The organism is Kitasatospora sp. NPDC034023, assembly GCF_055575795.1.
On record NZ_JBVIRY010000031.1, the window covers coordinates 26,495 to 46,406 of the forward strand.

13 protein-coding genes are annotated in these 19,912 nt (G+C 71.3%); 9 read left to right on the forward strand and 4 right to left on the reverse strand.

The annotated features are described in order from the left end of the window. The first annotated feature begins 190 nt into the window (after positions 1-190). Positions 191-1,534 (forward strand): class II 3-deoxy-7-phosphoheptulonate synthase, encoded by a 1,344-nt coding sequence (locus ACZ52R_RS32355; RefSeq protein WP_465622194.1) that lies wholly within the window; start codon positions 191-193, stop codon positions 1,532-1,534. A gap of 122 nt (positions 1,535-1,656) precedes the next feature. Here ACZ52R_RS32355 and ACZ52R_RS32360 read toward each other — a convergent pair whose 3' ends face one another. Both ACZ52R_RS32360 and ACZ52R_RS32365 read right to left on the reverse strand, forming a co-directional pair. Next, a complete protein-coding gene (locus tag ACZ52R_RS32360) occupies positions 1,657-2,904 on the reverse strand; it encodes an acyltransferase family protein (protein WP_465664533.1) in 1,248 nt (415 codons plus the stop codon). Next, the gene (locus ACZ52R_RS32365; RefSeq protein ID WP_465754626.1) at positions 2,891-4,087 is read right to left on the reverse strand and encodes an alpha/beta hydrolase; all 1,197 of its coding nucleotides are present in this window, start codon (positions 4,085-4,087) and stop codon (positions 2,891-2,893) included. Before ACZ52R_RS32365 ends, ACZ52R_RS32360 begins: the two co-directional genes overlap by 14 nt. A gap of 307 nt (positions 4,088-4,394) precedes the next feature. On the opposite strand from ACZ52R_RS32365, the gene ACZ52R_RS32370 reads away from it, so the two are divergent. From ACZ52R_RS32370 to ACZ52R_RS32390, 5 genes are all read left to right on the forward strand, one after another. Continuing rightward, positions 4,395-5,051, forward strand: coding sequence for a response regulator transcription factor (locus ACZ52R_RS32370; protein WP_360507414.1), 657 nt, complete (start codon positions 4,395-4,397; stop codon positions 5,049-5,051). A 105-nt stretch (positions 5,052-5,156) separates the two neighbouring features. Beyond that, a complete protein-coding gene (locus ACZ52R_RS32375; protein ID WP_465622189.1) occupies positions 5,157-6,830 on the forward strand; it encodes an amidase in 1,674 nt (557 codons plus the stop codon). A gap of 44 nt (positions 6,831-6,874) precedes the next feature. Further along, on the forward strand, positions 6,875-8,275 hold the full coding sequence (leuC, locus tag ACZ52R_RS32380) for a 3-isopropylmalate dehydratase large subunit (protein WP_465622187.1): 1,401 nt from the start codon (positions 6,875-6,877) through the stop codon (positions 8,273-8,275). Positions 8,276-8,319: 44 nt separating this feature from the next. Beyond that, positions 8,320-8,904, forward strand: a complete 585-nt coding sequence (leuD, locus tag ACZ52R_RS32385; protein WP_465664567.1) for a 3-isopropylmalate dehydratase small subunit — start codon at positions 8,320-8,322, stop codon at positions 8,902-8,904. Positions 8,905-9,127: 223 nt separating this feature from the next. Next, positions 9,128-10,006: an ArsR/SmtB family transcription factor gene (locus ACZ52R_RS32390; protein ID WP_465754627.1), complete on the forward strand. Its 879-nt coding sequence runs from the start codon at positions 9,128-9,130 to the stop codon at positions 10,004-10,006. A 362-nt stretch (positions 10,007-10,368) separates the two neighbouring features. On the opposite strand, the gene ACZ52R_RS32395 is transcribed toward ACZ52R_RS32390, so the two are convergent. After that, the gene (locus tag ACZ52R_RS32395; RefSeq protein ID WP_465754628.1) at positions 10,369-10,665 is read right to left on the reverse strand and encodes a hypothetical protein; all 297 of its coding nucleotides are present in this window, start codon (positions 10,663-10,665) and stop codon (positions 10,369-10,371) included. Positions 10,666-10,896: 231 nt separating this feature from the next. Between ACZ52R_RS32395 and ACZ52R_RS32400 the strand changes: the two genes are divergently transcribed. The 3 genes from ACZ52R_RS32400 to ACZ52R_RS32410 all read left to right on the forward strand — a co-directional run bounded on the left by ACZ52R_RS32400 (position 10,897) and on the right by ACZ52R_RS32410 (position 18,817). Then, entirely contained in the window at positions 10,897-17,130 is a 6,234-nt protein-coding gene (locus tag ACZ52R_RS32400; RefSeq protein WP_465754629.1) for a beta-ketoacyl synthase N-terminal-like domain-containing protein, read from the forward strand. Positions 17,131-17,299: 169 nt separating this feature from the next. Beyond that, positions 17,300-18,229 carry a helix-turn-helix transcriptional regulator gene (locus tag ACZ52R_RS32405; protein WP_465622177.1) on the forward strand — a complete coding sequence of 310 codons (930 nt, stop codon included), beginning with the start codon at positions 17,300-17,302 and terminating at the stop codon, positions 18,227-18,229. Between the two features lie 165 nt (positions 18,230-18,394). Beyond that, positions 18,395-18,817: an organic hydroperoxide resistance protein gene (locus tag ACZ52R_RS32410; protein ID WP_360507392.1), complete on the forward strand. Its 423-nt coding sequence runs from the start codon at positions 18,395-18,397 to the stop codon at positions 18,815-18,817. 141 nt (positions 18,818-18,958) lie between these two features. Here ACZ52R_RS32410 and ACZ52R_RS32415 read toward each other — a convergent pair whose 3' ends face one another. Further along, on the reverse strand, positions 18,959-19,903 hold the full coding sequence (locus ACZ52R_RS32415; RefSeq protein WP_465754630.1) for a LysR family transcriptional regulator: 945 nt from the start codon (positions 19,901-19,903) through the stop codon (positions 18,959-18,961). Positions 19,904-19,912 lie beyond the last annotated feature (9 nt).

The window sequence follows — 19,912 nt, forward strand, 5'->3', positions numbered from 1 at the left end:
AAAGGCCAGGTCGGTATGGCCGGTGGACTTCGCATCCCAGTCAAACCGGCGTCGCCACAGGCCGGACAGACCAGTTCCCGGAAAGTCGAGCGGACCAATTCGCACTCGCTTGACCGGTTTTCCGGCAGTGGGTTGCAATGGGCGGACCCCTGCGATTTCCCCATTCGCCAGATTCCAGTGGAAGGCCACCATGAACCTCATTCCGCAGTACGAGCCGGGCGCCGCCTGGCGATCACTTCCGGCGGCTCAGCAGCCGAGCTGGCCCGACCAGGCGCAGCTGCGCGAGGTGACCGCCGCGCTTGCGGCCGCGCCGCCCCTTGTCTTCGCCGAAGAGTGCGACCGGCTGACCGAGCGCCTGGCGGCCGTCGCCCGCGGCGAGGCGTTCGTCCTCCAGGGCGGTGACTGCGCCGAGACCTTCGACGCTCTCACCGTGGACGCGGTCACCGGCAAGCTGCGAACCCTGCTGCAGATGGCGGTGGTGCTGACCTACGCCAGCGGCGTGCCGGTGGTGAAGATCGGCCGCCTGGCCGGGCAGTACGCCAAGCCGCGGTCCCAGCCGGACGAGACCAGAAACGGCGTCACCCTGCCCGCGTACCGGGGCGACGCGGTCAACGGACTCGCCTTCACCGCCGAGGCCCGCCGCCCGGACCCGCACCGCATGCGGCGGATGTACGAGGCCTCGGCGGTCACGCTCAACCTGGTGCGCGGGTTCGCCGGCGGCGGCAGCGCCTCGCTCCACCAGGCCCACGAGTGGAACCGGGGCTTCGTCAGCGACTCCGCCGTCGGGCGCCGCTACGAGGAGCTGGCTGATGGCATCGACCGGGCGCTGCGCTTTCTGCGGGCCTGCGGCGGCCCCAACAAGAAGCTGCGAGAGGCTGAGTTCTTCGCCAGCCACGAGGGGCTGCTGCTGGACTACGAGGAGGCCCTGACCCGGACCGACCCGCGCACCGGCCGGCGCTACGCGACCAGCGGGCACCTGCTGTGGATCGGCGAGCGCACCAGGGACCTGGAGGGCGCGCACGTCGCCTACTTCGCCGGGATCAACAACCCGATCGCGATGAAGCTCGGCCCCGCGGCCACCGCCGAGACCGTCCTGCCCTATCTGGAGCGCCTCGACCCCGAGCGCCGGCCCGGCCGGCTCACTTTCGTGGTGCGCATGGGCGCCGACCGAGTTCGCGACCTGCTGCCGCCGATCGTGGAGAAGGTCCGCGCCGAGGGCCGGCAGGTGGGCTGGCTCTGCGACCCGATGCACGGCAACACCGTGACCGCGGGCGGGCGCAAGACCCGTCGCTTCGACGACGTCGTCGACGAGGTCCGCGGCTTCTTTCAGGTCCACCGCGAGCTCGGCACCCACGCCGGCGGCATCCACGTCGAGCTCACCGGCGACGACGTGACCGAGTGCGTTGGCGGGGGAGACCGACTGCTGCCCGAGAATCTGCACCAGCGCTACGAGACCGCCTGCGACCCCCGCCTGAACCACCGCCAGTCCCTCGACCTCGCCTTCCAGGTGGCCGAGATGCTCGCCCGCCAGTGACACGGTCCGTTGTTGTGCCATCGTCGAGCCATGGCGGGCAGGCCGAGGGAGACGCTCGTCCTGACAGAGGATTGAGAGGCGTACGCTCGAGAGGTCGGCAAGTCGGCGCAAGACCGGGGACACTAACCGAGCAGGGCGTACCCGACGAAGCCGAGGCTCAGCACCACCGCAGTCGATCGTTGGGCCGTGGAGACGCCCGTCCACGGCTGTTCGAACCGCCGGGTCGCCAGGCCGATCGCGATCAGCGCGACGGCGAACAGCGGGATCCAGCAGAGCCGGGCCAGCGCCCACCCGGGCGAGTCCGGGCTGGTGGTGAGCCCGGGGACGGCGCCGACCAGGGTTGCGGACAGGCCGCCGGACAACATCGCGCTCTGGTGCCAGCAGAAGACCGTCATCGCGGACAGGTTCAGCACCACCGCGGTGCTCCACAGCCCCGGGTGCGAGAGCAACCGGCCCAGGCGCTCGCGTACCAGCACTGCCAGCCCGCACTGCACGCACGCCAGCGCGATCACCAGCAGGGACGGCGGGTGGGAGTTGGTGCGCTCCACGCCGGGCACGCCGACCATACTGGCTGGGTAGTGGAACTGCGTCAGCAGGACGGTGAAGAGTGCGATCCCGGCCACCAGCAGGAGCCGCGCGCCCGGCCGGCCCAGGCGCCGCTCGCTCCAGCAGACGCCGAGCTGGTAGCCGAACAGCCAGCCGGGCACCAGGTTGACCAGCCCGATCCAGGACGGAACGGCGTCGCTCGCCGGGCCGTAGCGCAGCAGGTCCACCACCGCCACGACGGCCACCAGCGGCAGCACTGACCAGCAGCCCGCCCTCCGGGCGGCCGCCCGGCACAGCGGTGTGAGCGTGGTCAGCCCGGCGTACACCGCGACGAACCACAGCGGCTGGATCACCAGGGTGGCCGCGGTGTGCAGCGAGTCCCCGGGTACCCCGAGCAGGCGCAGCGCGACCAGCAGCACCGCCCAGATCGCGGTCACGGCCAGGGTCGGGCGGCCCAACCGCACCATTCGGCGTCGGATCCAGTCCCCGGTGTCCTCACCGCGCCCGACCGTGCGCCCGAGCGAGAGCGCTGAGGAGTAGCCGCCGACCAGGAAGAAGATGGCGAGCATCTGCAGCACCCAGCTGACCGGGGAGAGGTAGCCCATCGCGGTCAGCGGGCTGGCGTTGTGCAGGGCACCGCCGTCGTCGACGGTGAAGCCGCCGAGCAGCCAGTGCCCGAGCGGGACGGAGAGCAGGGCCAGGGCGCGCAGCCCGTCGATTCCGCGGTCGCGGTCCAGCGGAGTGGTGATCTCGATCCGGTGGACGACGGAGCGCAGCGGCTCCAGGACGGAGGGGCGGGTGACAGCCGGTTCAGTCAAGGTCATGGCGGCAGTCCTCAGCGGGTAGGGTGGCGGCACAGCGTACGGACGGGTACGAACCGAGGATGATGCGGGCGAAGTTGGCGAGCGATTCGGTGCCGGGCACGAAGTAGCCGGCGTGCCCGTCGGCTCCTTCTGCCGAGACCACCCGGGCCCCGAAACCGGGATCGGTGGGGTCGCGGCCGTGGCCGAGGCCGAGCAGTTCCAACTTGGGGACGTCGCCGACCCAGTCGGAGTCGTTGCGCACCGCCCACACCCGGGCACTGGTCCCCAGGTCGGCGGCGCTGTCGGCGTGCATGCCCGGGCTTGCCACCGCCACCAGGTCGGCGACCAGGCCGGGGCGCAGCCCGTCCACCGCCTTGGCGCACAGCACCGAGCCGTAGCTGTGGCAGATCAGCGCCGGGGCGGGGGAGTTGACGGCGGCCAGGCCCTCCAGGAAGCGGCGCAGCCGGGGCGCGCCCAGGTCGGCGAGGCGGGTCGTGGCGGCGTCGACCCCGACCCCGACCGGGGTGGTGTACCCCACCCAGGCGATGGTGGCGACCCTCGTTGCGGGCGCCTGGCGGGCCATCTCCTCACGCAAGGCGCGGGCCTGGCCGGCGGTGCGGGCGTACGGATCCCCACCCTGGTCGAAGGTGGCAAGGTCGATGTCCGATCCGGGGACGACGACGGCGACGCGCTCCGCGGTGGAAAGGTCGCCGAAGACCTCGGTGATTTGGCCGCGCCCGCGCGGGTCGAAGGCGAGGTACTGGCCGTCTTTCGCGAGCAGTTCGGCGTACCGGTCGGTCAGCGTCGCCGCCTGCTCCCGCTCCCGGGCCGGCAGGGCGCCGTCGTCGGCCTCGGCCCGTTGCTGGTCGCGCTCCCGGCGAAGGGCGAGCGCGTTGGCGCGGTAGCGCAGTTCGACGGGAGCGCCGTCGAGACTGCCCACCACCAGCGGGTGGCGCTCGGCCAGGGACGCCTGCTGCGTCGGGCTCAACGTGCCCGTGAAGTCGGCGATTTCGGAGACCGGGGTGGTGTCCGGGGCGGGCAGCTTCCGGCCCAGGGAGTGGTCGGCCAGCCAGGCGCTGGTGCCCACCGGCGGGCCTGTGACGGCGTTCTGGCTGTCGCCGGCGGCCCAGCCGGCCGTGGCCGGCACTGCCACGCAGACCAGGACGGCGGCGGCCAGCCGGCGGCGCAAACGGAAGCCTGGCATCGGGCGAGCCACTCCTTCAGGCGTTCGAGGAAAGGGAGTTCGCAACTCGACCCACCCGGGCGAGTCGCCGCTATCAGGGTCGCCCGCGACCCGGTGCCGGGTCAGTGGGGCGTGTGCCCCAACCGGGGTGGGGCCCGCACCACCAGCGACACACCAGGCACCACCACCATGTCGGTACGTATTGACGACGCTCCGTCAGTTTGTGGACGTAGGTGGTAGGTTGATCCTCGGTTGCGTGCAACGGGGGCACCGGAGAGTGCGCAGGAGCCCTGGGCGTCCCGCCGGGCTTTGTGGAACGGAGACTTCCGTGCGTGTGGTGATCGCGGAGGACAACACCCTGCTGCGGGAGGGCCTCGCGGCCCTGCTCGGCGGAGCCGGGCACGAGATCTGCGCGACGGTGCGCGACGGCGACGAACTGGCCCCCGCCCTGCTGCGCCACCGCCCCGACGTCGCGGTGGTCGACATCAGGATGCCGCCGACCTACCGGGACGAAGGCGTGCGCGGCGTGGCCGAGGCCCGCCGCCTGATCCCCCGGCTCCCGGTGCTCTTCCTCTCCCAGTCCGTCGACCGCCTGGTGGCCGGCGAACTGCTGAGCAACGGCGCCTCCGGCGTGGGCTACCTCCTCAAGGACCGGGTGGGCCGCGTCGAGGACTTCCTGGGCGCCCTGTGGCGGGTCGTCGAGGGCGGCACCGCCCTCGATCCCGAGGTGGTCGGCGAGCTGATGGCCTGGTGTCGAGGCGACCAACCGCTGGAACTGCTCACGCCACGCGAGCGGCAGGTGCTCGCCCTGATGGCCGAGGGCCACCACAACACCGGCATCGCCGAGCGGCTGCGCCTGGCCGAGAGCTCGGTCGGCAAGTACGTAGGCAACATCTTCGGCAAGCTGGGACTGAGCCCGGAGGGCGCCGGTCACCGCCGCGTCCTCGCCGTGCTGACCTATCTGGAGGCCGTGCAACCAGCGTGATTAAGGCAGCTGTGAAGTTCTTGGAGGCACACGGGCGGCGGTGAGACTCTGCTGTGGGCGCCGTGCACAGGTCACGGTGCCGTCTCGCTGACAGGAGCCCGTCCCGTGTCCTACCGGACCGCAGGACTGACACGTCGAGCCACCCTGGGTCTCGGCACCGCCCTCGCCGTCACCCCGGCGCTGGCCCAGGCCGGCCGGGCGTTTGCCGCACCGGAGCCGAACACCACCGGCCCCGACCCCTTCCTCCAGGAGTCGCCCGACCGGCCAGGTCTGGAGGAAGCGTCACTGACCGACCTTCAGAAAGCACTGTCCAGTGGGCTGTTGTCCTCGGTCGACCTGGTGCGCTACTACCTGTCCCGGATCGAACGGCTCGACCGCCACGGCCCCACCCTCGGCTCCGTCCTGGAGACCAACCCCGATGCCATCGCGCAGGCCCGCACCCTGGACGAGGAACGACGCGCCGGGAGGCTGCGCCACCCGCTGCTGCACGGCATCCCGGTCCTGCTGAAAGACGTCGTCGAGACCGCCGACCGGATGCACACCACCGCCGGCTCGCTCGCCCTGCTCGGCGCCCGCCCGGCCCAGGACGCCACCGTCGCCGCCCGGCTGCGCGCGGCGGGCGCCGTCCTGCTCGGGAAGGCCAACCTGACCGAGTGGGCCGGCAGCGAGGTCACCCGGGTCAATGGCTGGAGCACCCGCGGCGGGCAGTGCCGCAACCCCTACCGGCTGGACCGCTCACCCAGCGGATCCAGCGCCGGGCCCGCCGTCGCCGTCTCCGCGAACCTGTGCTCCGTCGCGATCGGCGCGGAGACCAACGGCTCGATCCTCAGCCCGGCCGCCGTCAACGGCGTCGTCGGCCTCAAGCCCACCGTCGGACTGACCAGCCGGGCCGGCGTGATCCCCTGCTCGCCCACCCAGGACTCCATCGGCCCGCTGTGCCGCACCGTCGCGGACGCCGCCGCTGTCCTCGGTGTCATCGCCGGGCCGGACCCGCGCGATGCGGCCAGTGCCGCCGCCGTCGGCCACACCCAGTCCGACTACACCCGCCACCTGGACCCGGATGGCCTGCGCGGCGCCCGTATCGGCGTCCCCCGGCAGGTCTTCTTCGGCTACAGCAGCCACGCCGACGCCGTCGCCGAACAGGCCCTGCGCACTCTGGCAGCGGCCGGTGCGATCCTGGTCGACCCGGCCGACATCCCCACTGCCCAGGAGATGGCCACCGCCGAGGCCCCCGGAACGGTGGCCCTCTACGAGAGCAAGCACAGCTTCGACAGCTACCTCGCGAGCACCCCTGGCGACCACCCGCGCAGCCTCACCGAACTCATCGCGTTCAACGAGCAGCACGCCGGCCAGGAACTGCGCTACTTCGACCAGTCCCCCCTGAAGATGGTGGACACCGCCACCGACGGCGACCTCACCTCCGAGCGCTACCGCAAGGCCCTCGCCGACACCCGGGACATGGCCCGCACCCGCGGCCTGGACGCGGTTCTCGCCGAACACCGCCTGGACGCCCTGGTCATGCCCACCTGGAACCCGGCCTGGAAGATCGACTACCTGAACGGCGACTTCTACCTCGGAGGCAGCTCCGGGCCCGCCTCCCTGGCCGGGTACCCCGCGATCACCGTCCCGGCCGGCACCGCCCTCTCCCTCCCGCTCGGCATCACCTTCACCGGCCCGGCCTGGAGCGAACCGGTGCTGCTCCGGCTCGCCTACGCCTTCGAACAGCGCACCCGGGCCAGGACCAAACCGGGCCTCCTGCCCGCCGAGACCGGGCTCTGACGCCCAAGCCGGACTCCCACCCCGCCGTTCGCACCGGAGGACCGATGAGTCGCCCCACCACCCTCGCCGACAAACTCTGGGACGCCCACGTCGTCCACGCCCAGGACGGCGAACCCGACCTGCTCTACGTCGACCTGCACCTCACCCACGAGGCCACCTCACCCCAAGCCTTCGACGGGCTGCGCCTGGCCGGGCGCACCGTGCGCCGCCCGGAGCTGACCCTCGCCGTCGAGGATCACAACGTGCCCACCGCATCGCAGGAGGTCACCGACCCCGTCAGCCGCCTCCAGTTGGAGACCCTGCGGACCAACTGCGCCGAGTACGGCGTCGAGCTGTACCGCCTGGGCCACGCCCGCCAGGGCATCGTGCACGTCGTCGGACCCCAGCTCGGCCTGGTCCAGCCCGGCATGACGGTGGTGTGCGGCGACAGCCACACGGCCACTCACGGCGCCTTCGGTGCCCTCGCCTTCGGCGTGGGCACCAGCGACGTGGAACAGGTTCTCGCCACCCAGTGCCTGACCCTGGAGCGGCCGCGCACGATGGCTGTGGAGTTCACCGGCGCCCTGCCGCCGGAGGTCGGCGCCAAGGACATGATCCTCGCGCTGATCGGCGCGATTGGCGTCAATGGCGCCCGCGGCCACATGATCGAGTACCGCGGCGAACCGGTCGAAGCCCTGTCGATGGAGGGCCGGATGACCCTGTGCAACATGAGCATCGAGGCCGGCGCCAAAGTCGGCCTGATCGCCCCCGACCGCACCACCATCGACTACCTGGCCGGCCGCCGGCACACCCCGACCGGATCCGCCTGGCAGCAGGCCACCGCGTACTGGCAGACCTTGCGCACCGACCGCGGCGCCACGTTCGACCGCACCGTCACCATCGACGTCTCCCACCTGACCCCGTTGGTCACTTGGGGCACGAACCCAAGCCAGGTGGTCCCGCTCTCCGGCGTCGTGCCCGCACCCGACGACCTTACCGATCCCGGCGAACGCGCCGCTGCCCGCCGGGCCCTGGAGTACATGGACCTGACCCCCGGCACCGAACTGCGCTCACTGCCCATCGACGTGGTCTTCCTCGGCTCCTGCACCAACGGCCGCATCGAGGACTTGCGGGCCGCCGCCGCCGTCCTGGACGGCCGAACCGTCCACGAGAACACCAGGATGCTGGTTGTCCCCGGCTCGATGACGGTACGCGCCGAGGCCGAACAGGAGGGACTGCACGAGGTCTTCCTCGCAGCCGGCGCCGAATGGCGCCTGCCCGGCTGCTCGATCTGCCTGGGCATGAACGAGGATCGTCTGACGGGTGCCCAGCGTTGCGCCTCGACCTCCAACCGCAACTTCGAGGGCCGCCAGGGGGACGGCGTGCGCACCCACCTGGTCTCCCCGCAGGTCGCGGCCGCGACCGCCGTCGCGGGCCGCCTCGCGGTTCCGGCGGATATCCGGTGACCAGCAGCACACCGATTTGACCCAGCCGTTTTGGAGTTTTCGTGATGAATTTTGAAATACATTCAGGGCGCGCCGTCGTACTGGCCCGCGACGACATCGACACGGACCAGATCGTGCCTGCGGAGTTCTGTCGCAGAGTGGTGAAGAGCGGTTATGCGGACGCCCTCTTCGCCAACTGGCGGAAGGAGCCGGGCTTCGTCCTGGGTCGCCCGGAGAACCAGGGCGCCAGCGTGCTCGTCGCGGGCCGCGACTTTGGTATCGGGAGTTCCCGCGAGCACGCGGTGTGGGCACTCAAGGACGGAGGTTTCCGGGTCGTGGTGGCGGCCGGCTTCGGCGACATCTTCCGGCGCAACGCATTGAACAACGGACTGCTCCCGCTTGACCTCCCCTACGCGGAGCTCGGCCGGCTCGCCGGGCAGATTGCCGCCCACCCCGGCCTGGAGGTGGTCGTAGACCTGCGCGAGTGCACGCTGCGACTGGGCGGCACGTGCTGGCAGTTCGAGGTCGAGGAGCGCGGCCGCCGGATGCTGCTGCGCGGGGAGGACGCCATCGAGGCGGTGCTGCAGCACGGCGGTCTGATCTCTGCCCACGAGGCCCGGCGCCCCGCCTGGCTGCCGACCGTCGGCTGATCCCGGCGGACCGTCTGAAATCCGGGCCATCCCCGTCCCGACCTCCCCGCGGGCCCGTCCCCGAAGTCAGTCCCGGTCCTTCGGAAAACGGAATCTGGAATTCAGTTCGGTTCGTGATAGGATTCCGTGTGCAGAAGAATGAACCATTGATAGCCTGACCTCGCGTAACACGGCTGGCGGGGGCGCGCTATGCCAATTGGTCGGCTTTGACGCGGGGGAAACAATGCGGCGCATTCATTTTACGGCGGAAAGTCTGGCGAGCACTCGCTTTCTGATCGATATCGAGCAGATACGAGAAACGCTCCTGGCGCTCGACGTTTTGAGTACCGGAGTCGGCGGAGAGGCTTTCCGGGCCTGGCGCAAGAGAACCGCTGGCAGAAGTGACATCCGCCGCATGATCTCACTGGCCCAGGCACTGCGACCGCTCCCGGACCTCGACCACGTCGTGCAGACCCTGTTACAAGGCGACCCGGACGCCCCCGAAGCCGCCACCCAGTCACGCCTGTCAGCTGATCTGGAAAGCTTCCGTCAGATCGCCATCGCCCCCTATTGGGCGAGCATCGAACGGCGCCTGGCCGCCGACCGCGCCGCCCGCAGTGAGATCGTACTCAGTGGAGGGTGGGATCAGATGTTCACCTCACTCCACCGCGCCATCCGGTGGGACCCGCCGGTACTGGAGGTCCCGGGGGAGGGGGAGGACGTCAAACTGGGGTCGGAGGGCCTGTGGCTGGCCCCCTCGCTATTCCTCGCTGCGCGCCCCCCGATCCTCTTCGACCGCTACCTCGGCCAGGACCGCCCCACGTTACTCTATCCCATCCCCATCGACTGGGGCCGCTCCTCCTCCATCTGGGACGCCGTCGAGGAAGGCAACGGCGCCCTGCACGCCCTCATGGGCCGCACCCGCGCCGCCGTACTCGTTGCACTTTCCAGCAGCGCCACCACGACCGAAGTGGGCGAACGCGTGGGCATATCCTCGGCTGCCGCCAGTCAGCACACCGCCGTACTCCGCGCGGCCGGCCTGATCACCACCCTGCGCTCCCTGAACCGGGTCCAGCACACCCTGACACCACTAGGCGCCGCACTGATCACCCGACTGCACTGACCCCGGTCCACACCGGCAGGCGCGGCGCCGGAGAGCATGAACTCACGGAAAAGCTCCGCTTCTGACGCTAAGTCAGATGGCGAGGAGCGCACTCCCCGGGTCGGTAAGAAGAGGGGCTCTGTCCCGTCATCGGCTCTGCCCCGTCATCGGTGGTGATGGCCATCGTTGGCATGGTGTGCGTGAATGTCAACGAGCTTGTGGGTGTGGTGTTTTCGGGACGGACCTGCACTGACGGGTTGACGGGCTGGGGCCTCCCGGGGATCGGGAGGCCCCAGCCGTGAGCGGCCGCAGCGGTTCCGGTCGAGCCCGCCGCAGGGCAGGAGAACCGGGTGCGTCGGCAGTCGTTCGTCAGGCGTCGTTCGTCAGGCGTTGCAGGTGACCACCGCGCTGGACTGCCAGAGGGTCGGGCCGATCCGGATGGCGATCGGAGCACGGGTCAGCGAACACTGGGCGGTGGTGTAGCCCGCTGCCTTGGCCTGGGCGTAGGCGCTGTTGTAGGCGGTGATGTTCGAGGCGAACGGGCTGCCGCTGAAAGCGTTGCCGACGAAAAGGGCCTGGCCGGTGACGGCAGTCTGGGCGCCGGCCGGCAGTGCGCCGACGGTCAGCAGGAGGGCGCCGGCGGCAAGGGCGGTTCCGAGTGCGCGCTTGAGGACGGTCATGATGAGGCCCTTCTGGGGATGGTGGCTCCTCGTTCCGAGGCGCCTCGACTTCGGGGATCTGTGGAGCCCGGTGTAGATCGAATTCTTGTCGTGGCGGTGGGGTGCGGACAAGGGCTGTACCCGCTTTCTGTTCGTGCCGTCGCCGGCAGGGAAGAGTCCGCGGCCACACCATGGGCAGGACCCTGATGCCCGACTTCAGCCGAACGTCGTGACCGACTGCCGAGGTGCAAGATGCATGAGCTGATCCTCCGTCACGCAGCGGATCTCAAAGACAAGATCGCCTTTGCCGATGCCGAGGACGCGGTGAGCTACGGTGATCTCGCCCGCCGTACTGCCCGGGTGGCCGGCAACCTCCCTGTCGATCGCGGCAGTCGGGTGGCGCTGTACCTGGGCAGCGGGGGGACCGCCATCGCGGCTACCCTCGGCGTCTGCCGCGCGGCCGCCGTCGGCGTTGTACTCGACCCGCGAAGCGGCGACGACGAGCTCCGGTTCCGTTTGGAGGACAGCGGCGCCGGGTTGGTGGTCACTGACCGCCAACACCTGGCGCAGGTACGGCGGGTGGCCGGCACCGGTGTGGTGACCGTTGACGACCTGCTCGCGCCCACCCGGACGCAGCCACGTGACGACCTCGAGCCGGACGAGCCCGCCTGGCTCCACTACACGTCCGGGACCAGCGGGGACCCGAAGGGCGTGCTGTCGACGCAGGGAGCCTGGCTCCGGTCGGCGGAGCACGCCTACCGGGGACTGCTGGGCATGTCCGGCGACGACCACCTGCTCTGGCCGCTGCCGCTGTTCCACGCCTTCGGGCATTCGATGTGCGTGGTGGGTGTCCTGGCCCTGGGCGCGAGTGCCTACGTGATGGACCGTTTCACGGCGGACCGGGCTGCCGCCCTGCTTCGCCGGACACCGTTCACCGCACTGGGCGGCGTGCCGACGGTCTTCACCCAGCTCCTGGACGTCGGGGCTCCGCTGCCGCCCAGGTGTCTGTCGGCCGGGGCCCCGCTGCCGGAAGAGCTGCGGGTCCGATTCCGCCGCAGGTTCGACCGTGAACTGCACGACGGCTACGGCAGCACGGAGACGTCCGGAAAGATCGCCATCGACGGCGTCGTCCTGCCCGGAATCGACACCCGATTCGTGGACGGTGAGATCCACCTGAGGATGCCCGGTGCCGATCGGTGGCACGCCACCGGAGACCTCGGCCGCGAGGAGCACAGCCGTCTGGTGGTGACCGGGCGAGCCGGCGAAATGATCATCCGGGGCGGGGAGAACATCCACCCGGTCGAGATCGAGCGGGTGCTGGCTCGCTGTCCGGGCGTCCGGGACGTGGTCGTGGTGGGTGAGCCCGACGCGGTGCTCGGTGAGGTGCCGGTCGCCTACGTCGTGGGCGACGTGGATCCGGCGACGCTGCTCGCCTTCTGCCGTCGCCGGTTGCCATCGCATCGGGTGCCGGAGGCAGTCCGCCCGGTCAGCCGGATTCCGCTGACCTCCTCGGGCAAGCCGGTGCGGAAACGGGTCCGGTTCCAGTACCTGCTCGACGTGGTCCGACGGGAGGCCGCGGGGATCACCGGCCTGTCACCCGAGGCGGACCAGCCATTCGTCGAAGCCGGTCTGGACTCGCTCGGCACGGTACGACTGCGTGACCGGCTGGGCGCGGAACTGGGTGTCGCACTGCCGCCGTCCCTGGTGTTCGACCACCCCACGCCCCGCGCGGTGGCCGACTACCTCGCCGGCGGGGCCGCCGACCCGCCGCCGCCCGCCCGCAAGGCCACCGAGCCGATCGCGATCGTGGGCATGGCGTGTCGCTATCCCGGCGGGATCACCTGCCCCGAGGACCTCTGGCGGGTGGTGGCCGCCGGCCAGGACACGATCACGGGGTTCCCCACGGACCGGGGCTGGCCCTTGGACGAGTTGTTCCACCCGGACCCTGACCATGTGGGCACCAGCTACGTCACGCGTGGGGGCTTCCTCGCGGACGCGGCCGACTTCGACGCCGGGTTCTTCCGGATGTCGCCGCGCGAGGCCCTGGCCACCGACCCGCAGCAGCGACTGCTGCTGGAGACGGCCTGGGAGGCGTTCGAGCGGGCGGGCATCGCGCCCGAGTCGGTGCGGGGCAGTAACACCGGTGTGTTCGTCGGCCTGATGTACAACGACTACGGCAGTCGCTTCCGGGGCGCTGCGCACCAGCTCGAGTCCCAGATCGCGTTGGGTGCGGCGGGGAGTGTGGCCTCCGGACGGATCGCCTACAGCCTGGGTCTGCACGGGCCGGCGCTCACCCTGGACACGGCCTGCTCCTCGTCGCTGGTCGCCATGCACCTCGCGGCAGACTCCCTCCGGGGCGGCCAGTGCGACCTGGCCCTGGCGGGCGGTGCGACTGTCATGGCCACACCGGACAGCTTCGTGGTGTTCAGCCGGCAGCGCGGCCTGGCCCCGGACGGACGGGTGAAGCCGTTCTCCGCGGCTGCCGACGGCACGGCCTGGTCGGAGGGCGTGGGGCTCTTGGTCCTTGAGCGGGTGGCCGACGCGGTGCGCAACGGTCACCCGATCCTGGCCCTGCTGCGGGGCTCTGCGATCAACCAGGACGGGGCGTCCAACGGCCTCACGGCGCCCAGCGGGCCGGCCCAGGCGGCCGTGATCCAGCAGGCGCTGGCCGATGCCGGGCTGACCGGCGCCGACGTGGACGTGGTCGAGGCCCACGGAACCGGCACCGCCCTGGGCGACCCGATCGAGGCGGCCGCGCTGCTCGCCACCTACGGTCAGGACCGGTCAGCTCCGGTCCTGGTCGGTACCGTCAAGTCCAACCTCGGGCACACCCAGGCAGCCGCCGGGGTCGCGGGCGTGATCAAATCCGTGATGGCGATGCGGCACCGCACCGTGCCGGCCACGCTGAACGTCGACGAGCCGACCCCGCACGTCGACTGGTCCGCCGGTGCACTTCGCCTGGTCACCGAGCGGACGCCCTGGCCGGCGCAGAACCGTCCGCGCCGTGCCGGAGTGTCGGCTTTCGGGATCTCGGGGACCAACGCGCATGTGATCGTCGAGGAGTACGAGCAACTGCGGGTGGCGTTCCTCTTCCCGGGGCAGGGGGCGCAGCAGCGGGGGATGGGACGGGACCTGGCCGCCAGGTACCCGGTGTTCGCCGCGGCGTTCGAGCAGGCGTGCGCCCAGCTGGATCCGGAGCTACGCGAGGCGATCGACACCGACCTGGTGCACCGTACGGACATCGCCCAGGCGGCCCTGTTCGCCTACGAGGTGGCACTGTTCCGCCTGTTGGAGTCCTGGGGATACCGCCCGGACGCGCTGATCGGGCACTCCGCCGGGCAGATCGCGGCGGCTCACGTGGCGGGCGTGCTGTCGCTGCCCGACGCGGCGAGGCTGATCACTGCCCGCGGGCGGCTCATGCGCGAACTGCCGGCAGGAGGCGCCATGGTCGCCGTCCGGGCCACCGAGAGCGAGATCAGGCTGACTCCTCGCACCGCGATCGCGGCCGTCAACGGACCGGACTCGGTCGTCGTGTCCGGCCCGGAGGAGGACGTGCTGGCCATCGCCGCCGGGTTCGAGCAGGTGACGCGGCTCACCGTCAGCCACGCCTTCCACTCTCCTCTCATGGACCCCGTTCTGGCCGAGTTCACGGAGGTGGCACGGAGCCTGACGTACCATCCACCGCTCATTCCGATCATCGGCGCCCGCCCGGACGATCCGCACTACTGGGTGCGGCACGTGCGCGAGACGGTCCGCTTCGCCGACCACGTGGCCATGGTCGACGGCGCGGCCCTGGTCGAACTGGGCCCGGGCAACACGCTGGGCGCACTCGTCGAGGGTGTCATCTCCACCACCGACCCCGAGCAGGCAGCGAGCCGGCTGCGGGGCACCCGCGCCTTCCACCGGCAGCGCTACTGGCTCGACCGCGCCACCGAGCACCCGCTGATCGAGTCGACCGTGATCGTGCCCGGTTCCGGTGAGGTGGTGTGCATCGCCGACCTCAGCCCGGTGTGGCTGCTCGACCACGTCGTTGACGGGACGGCGATCGTGCCCGCCACGGCGATCCTGGAGCTGGTGCTGTACGCCGGGGAGCGGGCCGGCTGCGGCACCGTCGACGAACTGGTCCTGCACACGGCGATGCGCCTGCCCCGGACGCGGCGGGCCGAGATCGTCGTCCGCCCCGAGGCCGACGGCGCGCGGCCGTTCGAGGTGCACGCGAACGGAGTCCGCTGTGCCAGCGGCCGACTGGACTCTCGGCCCGCGCCGCAGGTGGACATCGGCGAGTGGCCCCCGCCGGACGCCGAGGAGCTCGAAGTCGAGCATGCCGACTACGGACCGGCGTTCCGAGGGCTGAGCAGGATGTGGCGCCGCGGCGACGAACTCTTCGGCGAGGTGCGCGGGGAGTTCCCGGACGCCGGGCGGTTCGCGCTGCACCCCGCCCTGTTCGACGCGGCGTTGCACCCGGCACGGCTGCTCACTGACGGGGTGCCGTTCGCCCTGCGCGGCGTGCACCTGCTGGCGCGGGGCGCCACGGGTCTGCGAGTCCGCATCCACGAGGGGCGGATCGCCGCGACCGATCAGACGGGCCGGCCGGTGGCGTACGTCGAATCACTCACCGTGCGTGCGACCGGAACCGGCCGGGGAACGCTGTTCCGCCCGGAGTGGCACCGGGTTCCCGGCCGGCCACGGGGCCAGGTCCTCGAGGTGCCGCCGGGCGACGCCCCCGACGCCCTGGCGCTCACCCTGCGGGAGTTGCAGGCCGATCACGAGCACCTCACCGTTCTGGTACGTCCGGCCGACCTGGCCGGGGCGGCGGTGGCCGGCCTGATCCGGGTCGCGCAGACGGAGCACCCCGGCCGGTTCACCCTGGCCGAAGTCAGCGATGGGCGGACCGAGATCGTGCCCGAGCGCGCGAATCTGGTCCCGGTGCCAGGCGGCGCCTTCACCTGGCGCGGGACCGTTCTGGTCACCGGTGGCGGCGCGCTGGGCCAGGCGGTCGCCGACCACCTGCGAGCCAAGGGAGTGCGCGTCGTGGTCGCCAGCCGCAGCGGTGAGACGCGCCTGGACGTCACCGACCGGGAGGCCCTGGCCGCACTGGTCGACTCGATCGAGGACCTGCGGGCCGTCGTGCACACCGCCGGGGTGCTCGACGACGGGATCCTGGCGTCGATGACCCCGGCGCGCATGGATACGGTATGGCTCCCCAAGGCCGAAGCGGCCCGGCACCTGCACGAGCTGACCGCACATCGAGAACTGGACGCCTTCGTGCTCTTCTCCTCGGCGGCCGGTGTACTCGGTCACGCCGGACAGGCCAACTACGCGGCGGCCAACTGCTACCTGGACGAGCTCGCTCGCCACCGGCGGCGACTGGGGCTCCCCGCTCTCTCCCTGGCCTGGGGCCCGTGGACGATCGGGATGATGGCCGACCGGACCGCTGATCCCGGCCTGGTGCCCCTCACGCCCGCAGAGGGCGTGGCACTCCTGGAGGCGGCGCTGGGCACCGACGAGCCGGTTCTGGTCCCGATCGAGTTCGACCGCCCGCCCCGGCCGAAAACACGGACCACGCCGGAACCGACCCCGCCGACAAACCTGCTGGAGACGGTGCGCGCCGAGATCGCCGCCGTGTTGAGCTACCCGGACGTGCAACCGGACACCCCGATCCTCGACCTCGGATTCGACTCACTGACCTCGATCGAGCTGCGCAACCGCCTGGAGGGACGGACCGGCCTACGCCTCCCCGCTACGGCGGTGTTCGAAGCTCCCACGCCCAGGGCACTCGCCGAGCAGTTGCGTCCGCCGCCGCCCCCGGGGACGCTCGCGTACCTGTACCGCAAGCTGTGTGAGCTGGGCCGGCCTCGAGAGGCCATGCACCTGCTCGTCTCCGCGTCGTGGGCGCTGCCGTCGGCGGCAACGCTCCCTTCCGCCGCCCCACAGCGACTCAGCGACGGCGAAGGCCCGGCGATCGTCTGTTTCCCCGCCTTTGCCTCACCCCCTGGGGAGTACGGCCTCCTGGCCCGGCATCTGCCGGGCATGTGGCTGCTCTCGCACCCGGGGTACGACGGCGGCCCCGTGCCGGAGGACGTGGAGGCCCTCGTCCGGACACATGCCGCCTCGATCAGGCGGCTCGACCGACCGGTGGTGCTGTTGGGCCGCTCCACCGGCGGCCTGGTCGCGCAAGCCGTCGCGGAACGAGTCGGTGCCGAGGCGGTGGTGCTGGTGGACACCCACCCGGTCCGGGACGAGGAATGGCTCACCGAACTGCCGGTCCGCAGCGCGATCAGGCTCGACGAGCCCGGTCTCGCGGCGATGGGCGCGTATACCCGCATCTTTCTGGACCGGCAGGAGGAGACGACCATTCCGACACTGCGCCTGCGAGCCGGCGAAGTGCCAGGTGACCACCACTCAGTCCTCGAGGAGCACGCGGCCACGACGGCGGAAGCAATCCAGGCGTGGCTCTCCCGGACGGTGTCGCCCACGCCGGGATAGGTGTCGGGGCGAGGCCCAGGCGCGCTCGAGCAGGCGAAGGCCTCTTCGGCGGCGGGGCACCCCGGGCCGGCGCCTCGGATTGTCCCGGCATCCGGCGGTGTCGATGTCCGGCCCGCCTGACACTGACAGGGGCAGGCAGGCGCGGTCGCGCGTGGCCATACTCGAATCCATGAGCAGCAGATCAGAGTTGGGGAGGTTCCTGCGGACGCGCCGGGCGCAACTGCAGCCCGCGGACGTCGGGTTGCGGATGTTCGACGAGGAGCGGCGGGTGCCGGGACTGCGCCGCGACGAGCTGGCGCGGTTGGCGGGTGTGAGCGAGTCCTACTACACGCGACTGGAGCAGGGGGTGTCGCTCAACGCGTCGACGGAGGTGTTGGAGGCGATCGCCCGAGCGCTTCGCCTGGACGGAACCGAACGCCGCCACCTGCACGATCTCGCAGGAGCGTGGCACAAGGGCGGCAACGAGCGAACCCGCCGGCAGGCGCCGGAGCACGTCAGCGATACGACGAGACAGCTGATCGGCGCCTTCGGGGACACCCCGGTCATCGTGCTCGGCCGCCGCAGCGACGTGCTGGCGTGGAATCGCGCGGGGCATGCGTTGTTCGCCGGACACCTCGACTACCGGAGCCCCGAGCATCCCGACAGGCGTCCGAACACCGCCCGCCTGGTCTTCCTGGATGCCCACACCCGCGAGCTGTACGAGGACTGGCCGAAGAAGGCCAGGGACGTGGTGGGCAGGCTGCGCATGACCGTCGGCCGGCACCCCGACGATCCGATGCTGGCCGCGTTGATCGGCGAACTGGTCATGCACAGTGCCGAGTTCACCGCGATGTGGTCCGCGCACCCGGTCCGGGCCTGGGACACCGCGACCTACCGGATGCGCCATCCCCTGGTCGGAGCCGTGGACGTCACCCAGCAGGCCATGCCGGTCCCGGACGGGCCGGGACAGCGAATCGTGGCGGTCACCGCGGCGGCGGGTTCGGCCTCGCAGGCCGCGCTGACCCTGCTCGCTCAAGCCGTCGCCCCGGGCGAACAGACGCCCCCGGCAGATAGGACACCCGGACCGGAACCGATCGCTGACACCAGCCCGGTCTCGTAGTCGTCGTCATCCCCTCCCTGGCCGGCGGCAACGATGCCGCCCGATCAGGACAGTCAGGGAAGGCCGCTGACGACGGCGCGTCTCAAGAAACCTGTCCCACTATGCGCACGCGGTGGGCGACCGAAGACCCAACCCCCATCTGTGGCACCCGTGAAAGGAACAAGCATGTCCGTGCTCTACACCACCGAGGCGATATCGACCGGCGACGGCCGGAACGGGGAGGTCCGCTCCCTGGACGGGGTGCTCGACGAAGTCCTGGCGGTCCCCAAGGAGATGGGCGGCCCCGGCGGCGACCGGACCAACCCCGAGCAGCTCTTCGCCGCAGGCTACGCCGCCTGCTTCCACAACGGGCTGCGCCTGATCGCAGGCCGGCAGAAGGTCGACGTCGGTGCGTCCACCGTCACCTCCACGGTGAGCCTGCTCGCCCTGGACGAAGGACGCTTCACCCTCGCCGTCACGCTCTCGGCACACCTGCCCGGCCTCGACCAGGCCACCGCCGACCAGCTCGTGGCGACCACCCACCAGGTCTGCCCGTACTCCAACGCCACCCGTGGGAACGTCGAGGTGACGCTCAGGGCAACGGTCTGAGCCCAGGCGGCCGTGACAGGTCGCCGGTGACGCCACAGTGATGGTGGGCCGGGCGAGGACTGACCGTGTCCTGGAGCACGAGACGGCCGCCCGGCCCACCATCACTCAGGCTGCCCGGCGGCCTGTTCCCGGGCGCATCCGTCACTGCCCGGTCCGGTCGGTGAGGGGCTGCCGGGAGGCGGTCGGTGGTGTGAACAGGGCCTGGACGGTACTGGTGGCCAGGTCTCGCAGCCAGGTGTGGGCGCGGTCGTCGTCGTAGCGCCGATGCCACAGCAGGTACAGGGGGACGTCGGGCAGCGGGAGTGGCGGCGGCAGGGTGGCCAGGCCGAGTCGTTCCCGGGCTGCGCGGGTGACCGCGTCGGGGAGGGTGACGACCAGGTCGGTGTCGAGGGCGAGTTGCAGGGCGAAGGCGGCGGTGGGTCCGGCGGCGACGACGCGTCGTTCGAGGCCGTGGGTGGTCAGGGCGTCGTCTATCGGGTCGCGCAGGCTTCCACGTCGCGAAACGGTGAGGTGTTCGGCGGCTGCGTAGCGCTCGATGCTCAGCGGGCCGTGGGTGAGGGGGTGGTCCGGTCGGACGGCGACGACCAGCCGGTCGCTGCCGACGAGGCGGTGGCGGATGTCGGGGAGCGTCGGAGCGCTGGAGCTCGATTCGAGGTCGACCTCACCCCGGCGCAGCTCGGCGTCGTCCGTCCCGGGTTCGGCGGACAGGCGCAGCCGGACGCCGGGGGCCCGGCGGTGGACGGCGGTGATCAGGGCGGTGCCGCAGGCGGCGGTCAGGGCGTCGTGCCAGCGCACGGTGAACACCCGGTCCAGAGCTGCCAGGTCGAGTTCCTGCTGCGCGGAGAGAAGGTGGTGGGCCTGCTGTACGAGGCCGTGGACCTGGGCGCGCATGGCCAGTGCGCGGGTGGTGGGAACCATGCTGCGGCCGGTGCGGACCAGGATCTGGTCACTGGTGGCCTTGCGGATGCGGCCCAGGGAGCGGCTCATCGCCGGTGCGGTGACGTGGAGGCGTGCTGCGGCGCCGGCGACGCTGCCCTCTTCCAGTAGTGCGTCCAGGGCTGTGAGCAGGTTCAGATCCAGTTGCATGACAGTAAC

Coding starts and splice junctions, on each gene's coding strand:
- ACZ52R_RS32405 (WP_465622177.1), top strand. CDS start 17,300: ATGAGCAGCAGATCAGAGTTGGGGAGGTTCCTGCGGACGCGCCGGGCG.
- ACZ52R_RS32355 (WP_465622194.1), top strand. CDS start 191: ATGAACCTCATTCCGCAGTACGAGCCGGGCGCCGCCTGGCGATCACTT.
- ACZ52R_RS32360 (WP_465664533.1), bottom strand. CDS start 2,904: ATGACCTTGACTGAACCGGCTGTCACCCGCCCCTCCGTCCTGGAGCCG.
- ACZ52R_RS32400 (WP_465754629.1), top strand. CDS start 10,897: ATGCATGAGCTGATCCTCCGTCACGCAGCGGATCTCAAAGACAAGATC.
- ACZ52R_RS32395 (WP_465754628.1), bottom strand. CDS start 10,665: ATGACCGTCCTCAAGCGCGCACTCGGAACCGCCCTTGCCGCCGGCGCC.
- ACZ52R_RS32365 (WP_465754626.1), bottom strand. CDS start 4,087: ATGCCAGGCTTCCGTTTGCGCCGCCGGCTGGCCGCCGCCGTCCTGGTC.
- ACZ52R_RS32410 (WP_360507392.1), top strand. CDS start 18,395: ATGTCCGTGCTCTACACCACCGAGGCGATATCGACCGGCGACGGCCGG.
- ACZ52R_RS32415 (WP_465754630.1), bottom strand. CDS start 19,903: ATGCAACTGGATCTGAACCTGCTCACAGCCCTGGACGCACTACTGGAA.
- ACZ52R_RS32390 (WP_465754627.1), top strand. CDS start 9,128: ATGCGGCGCATTCATTTTACGGCGGAAAGTCTGGCGAGCACTCGCTTT.
- leuC (WP_465622187.1), top strand. CDS start 6,875: ATGAGTCGCCCCACCACCCTCGCCGACAAACTCTGGGACGCCCACGTC.
- leuD (WP_465664567.1), top strand. CDS start 8,320: ATGAATTTTGAAATACATTCAGGGCGCGCCGTCGTACTGGCCCGCGAC.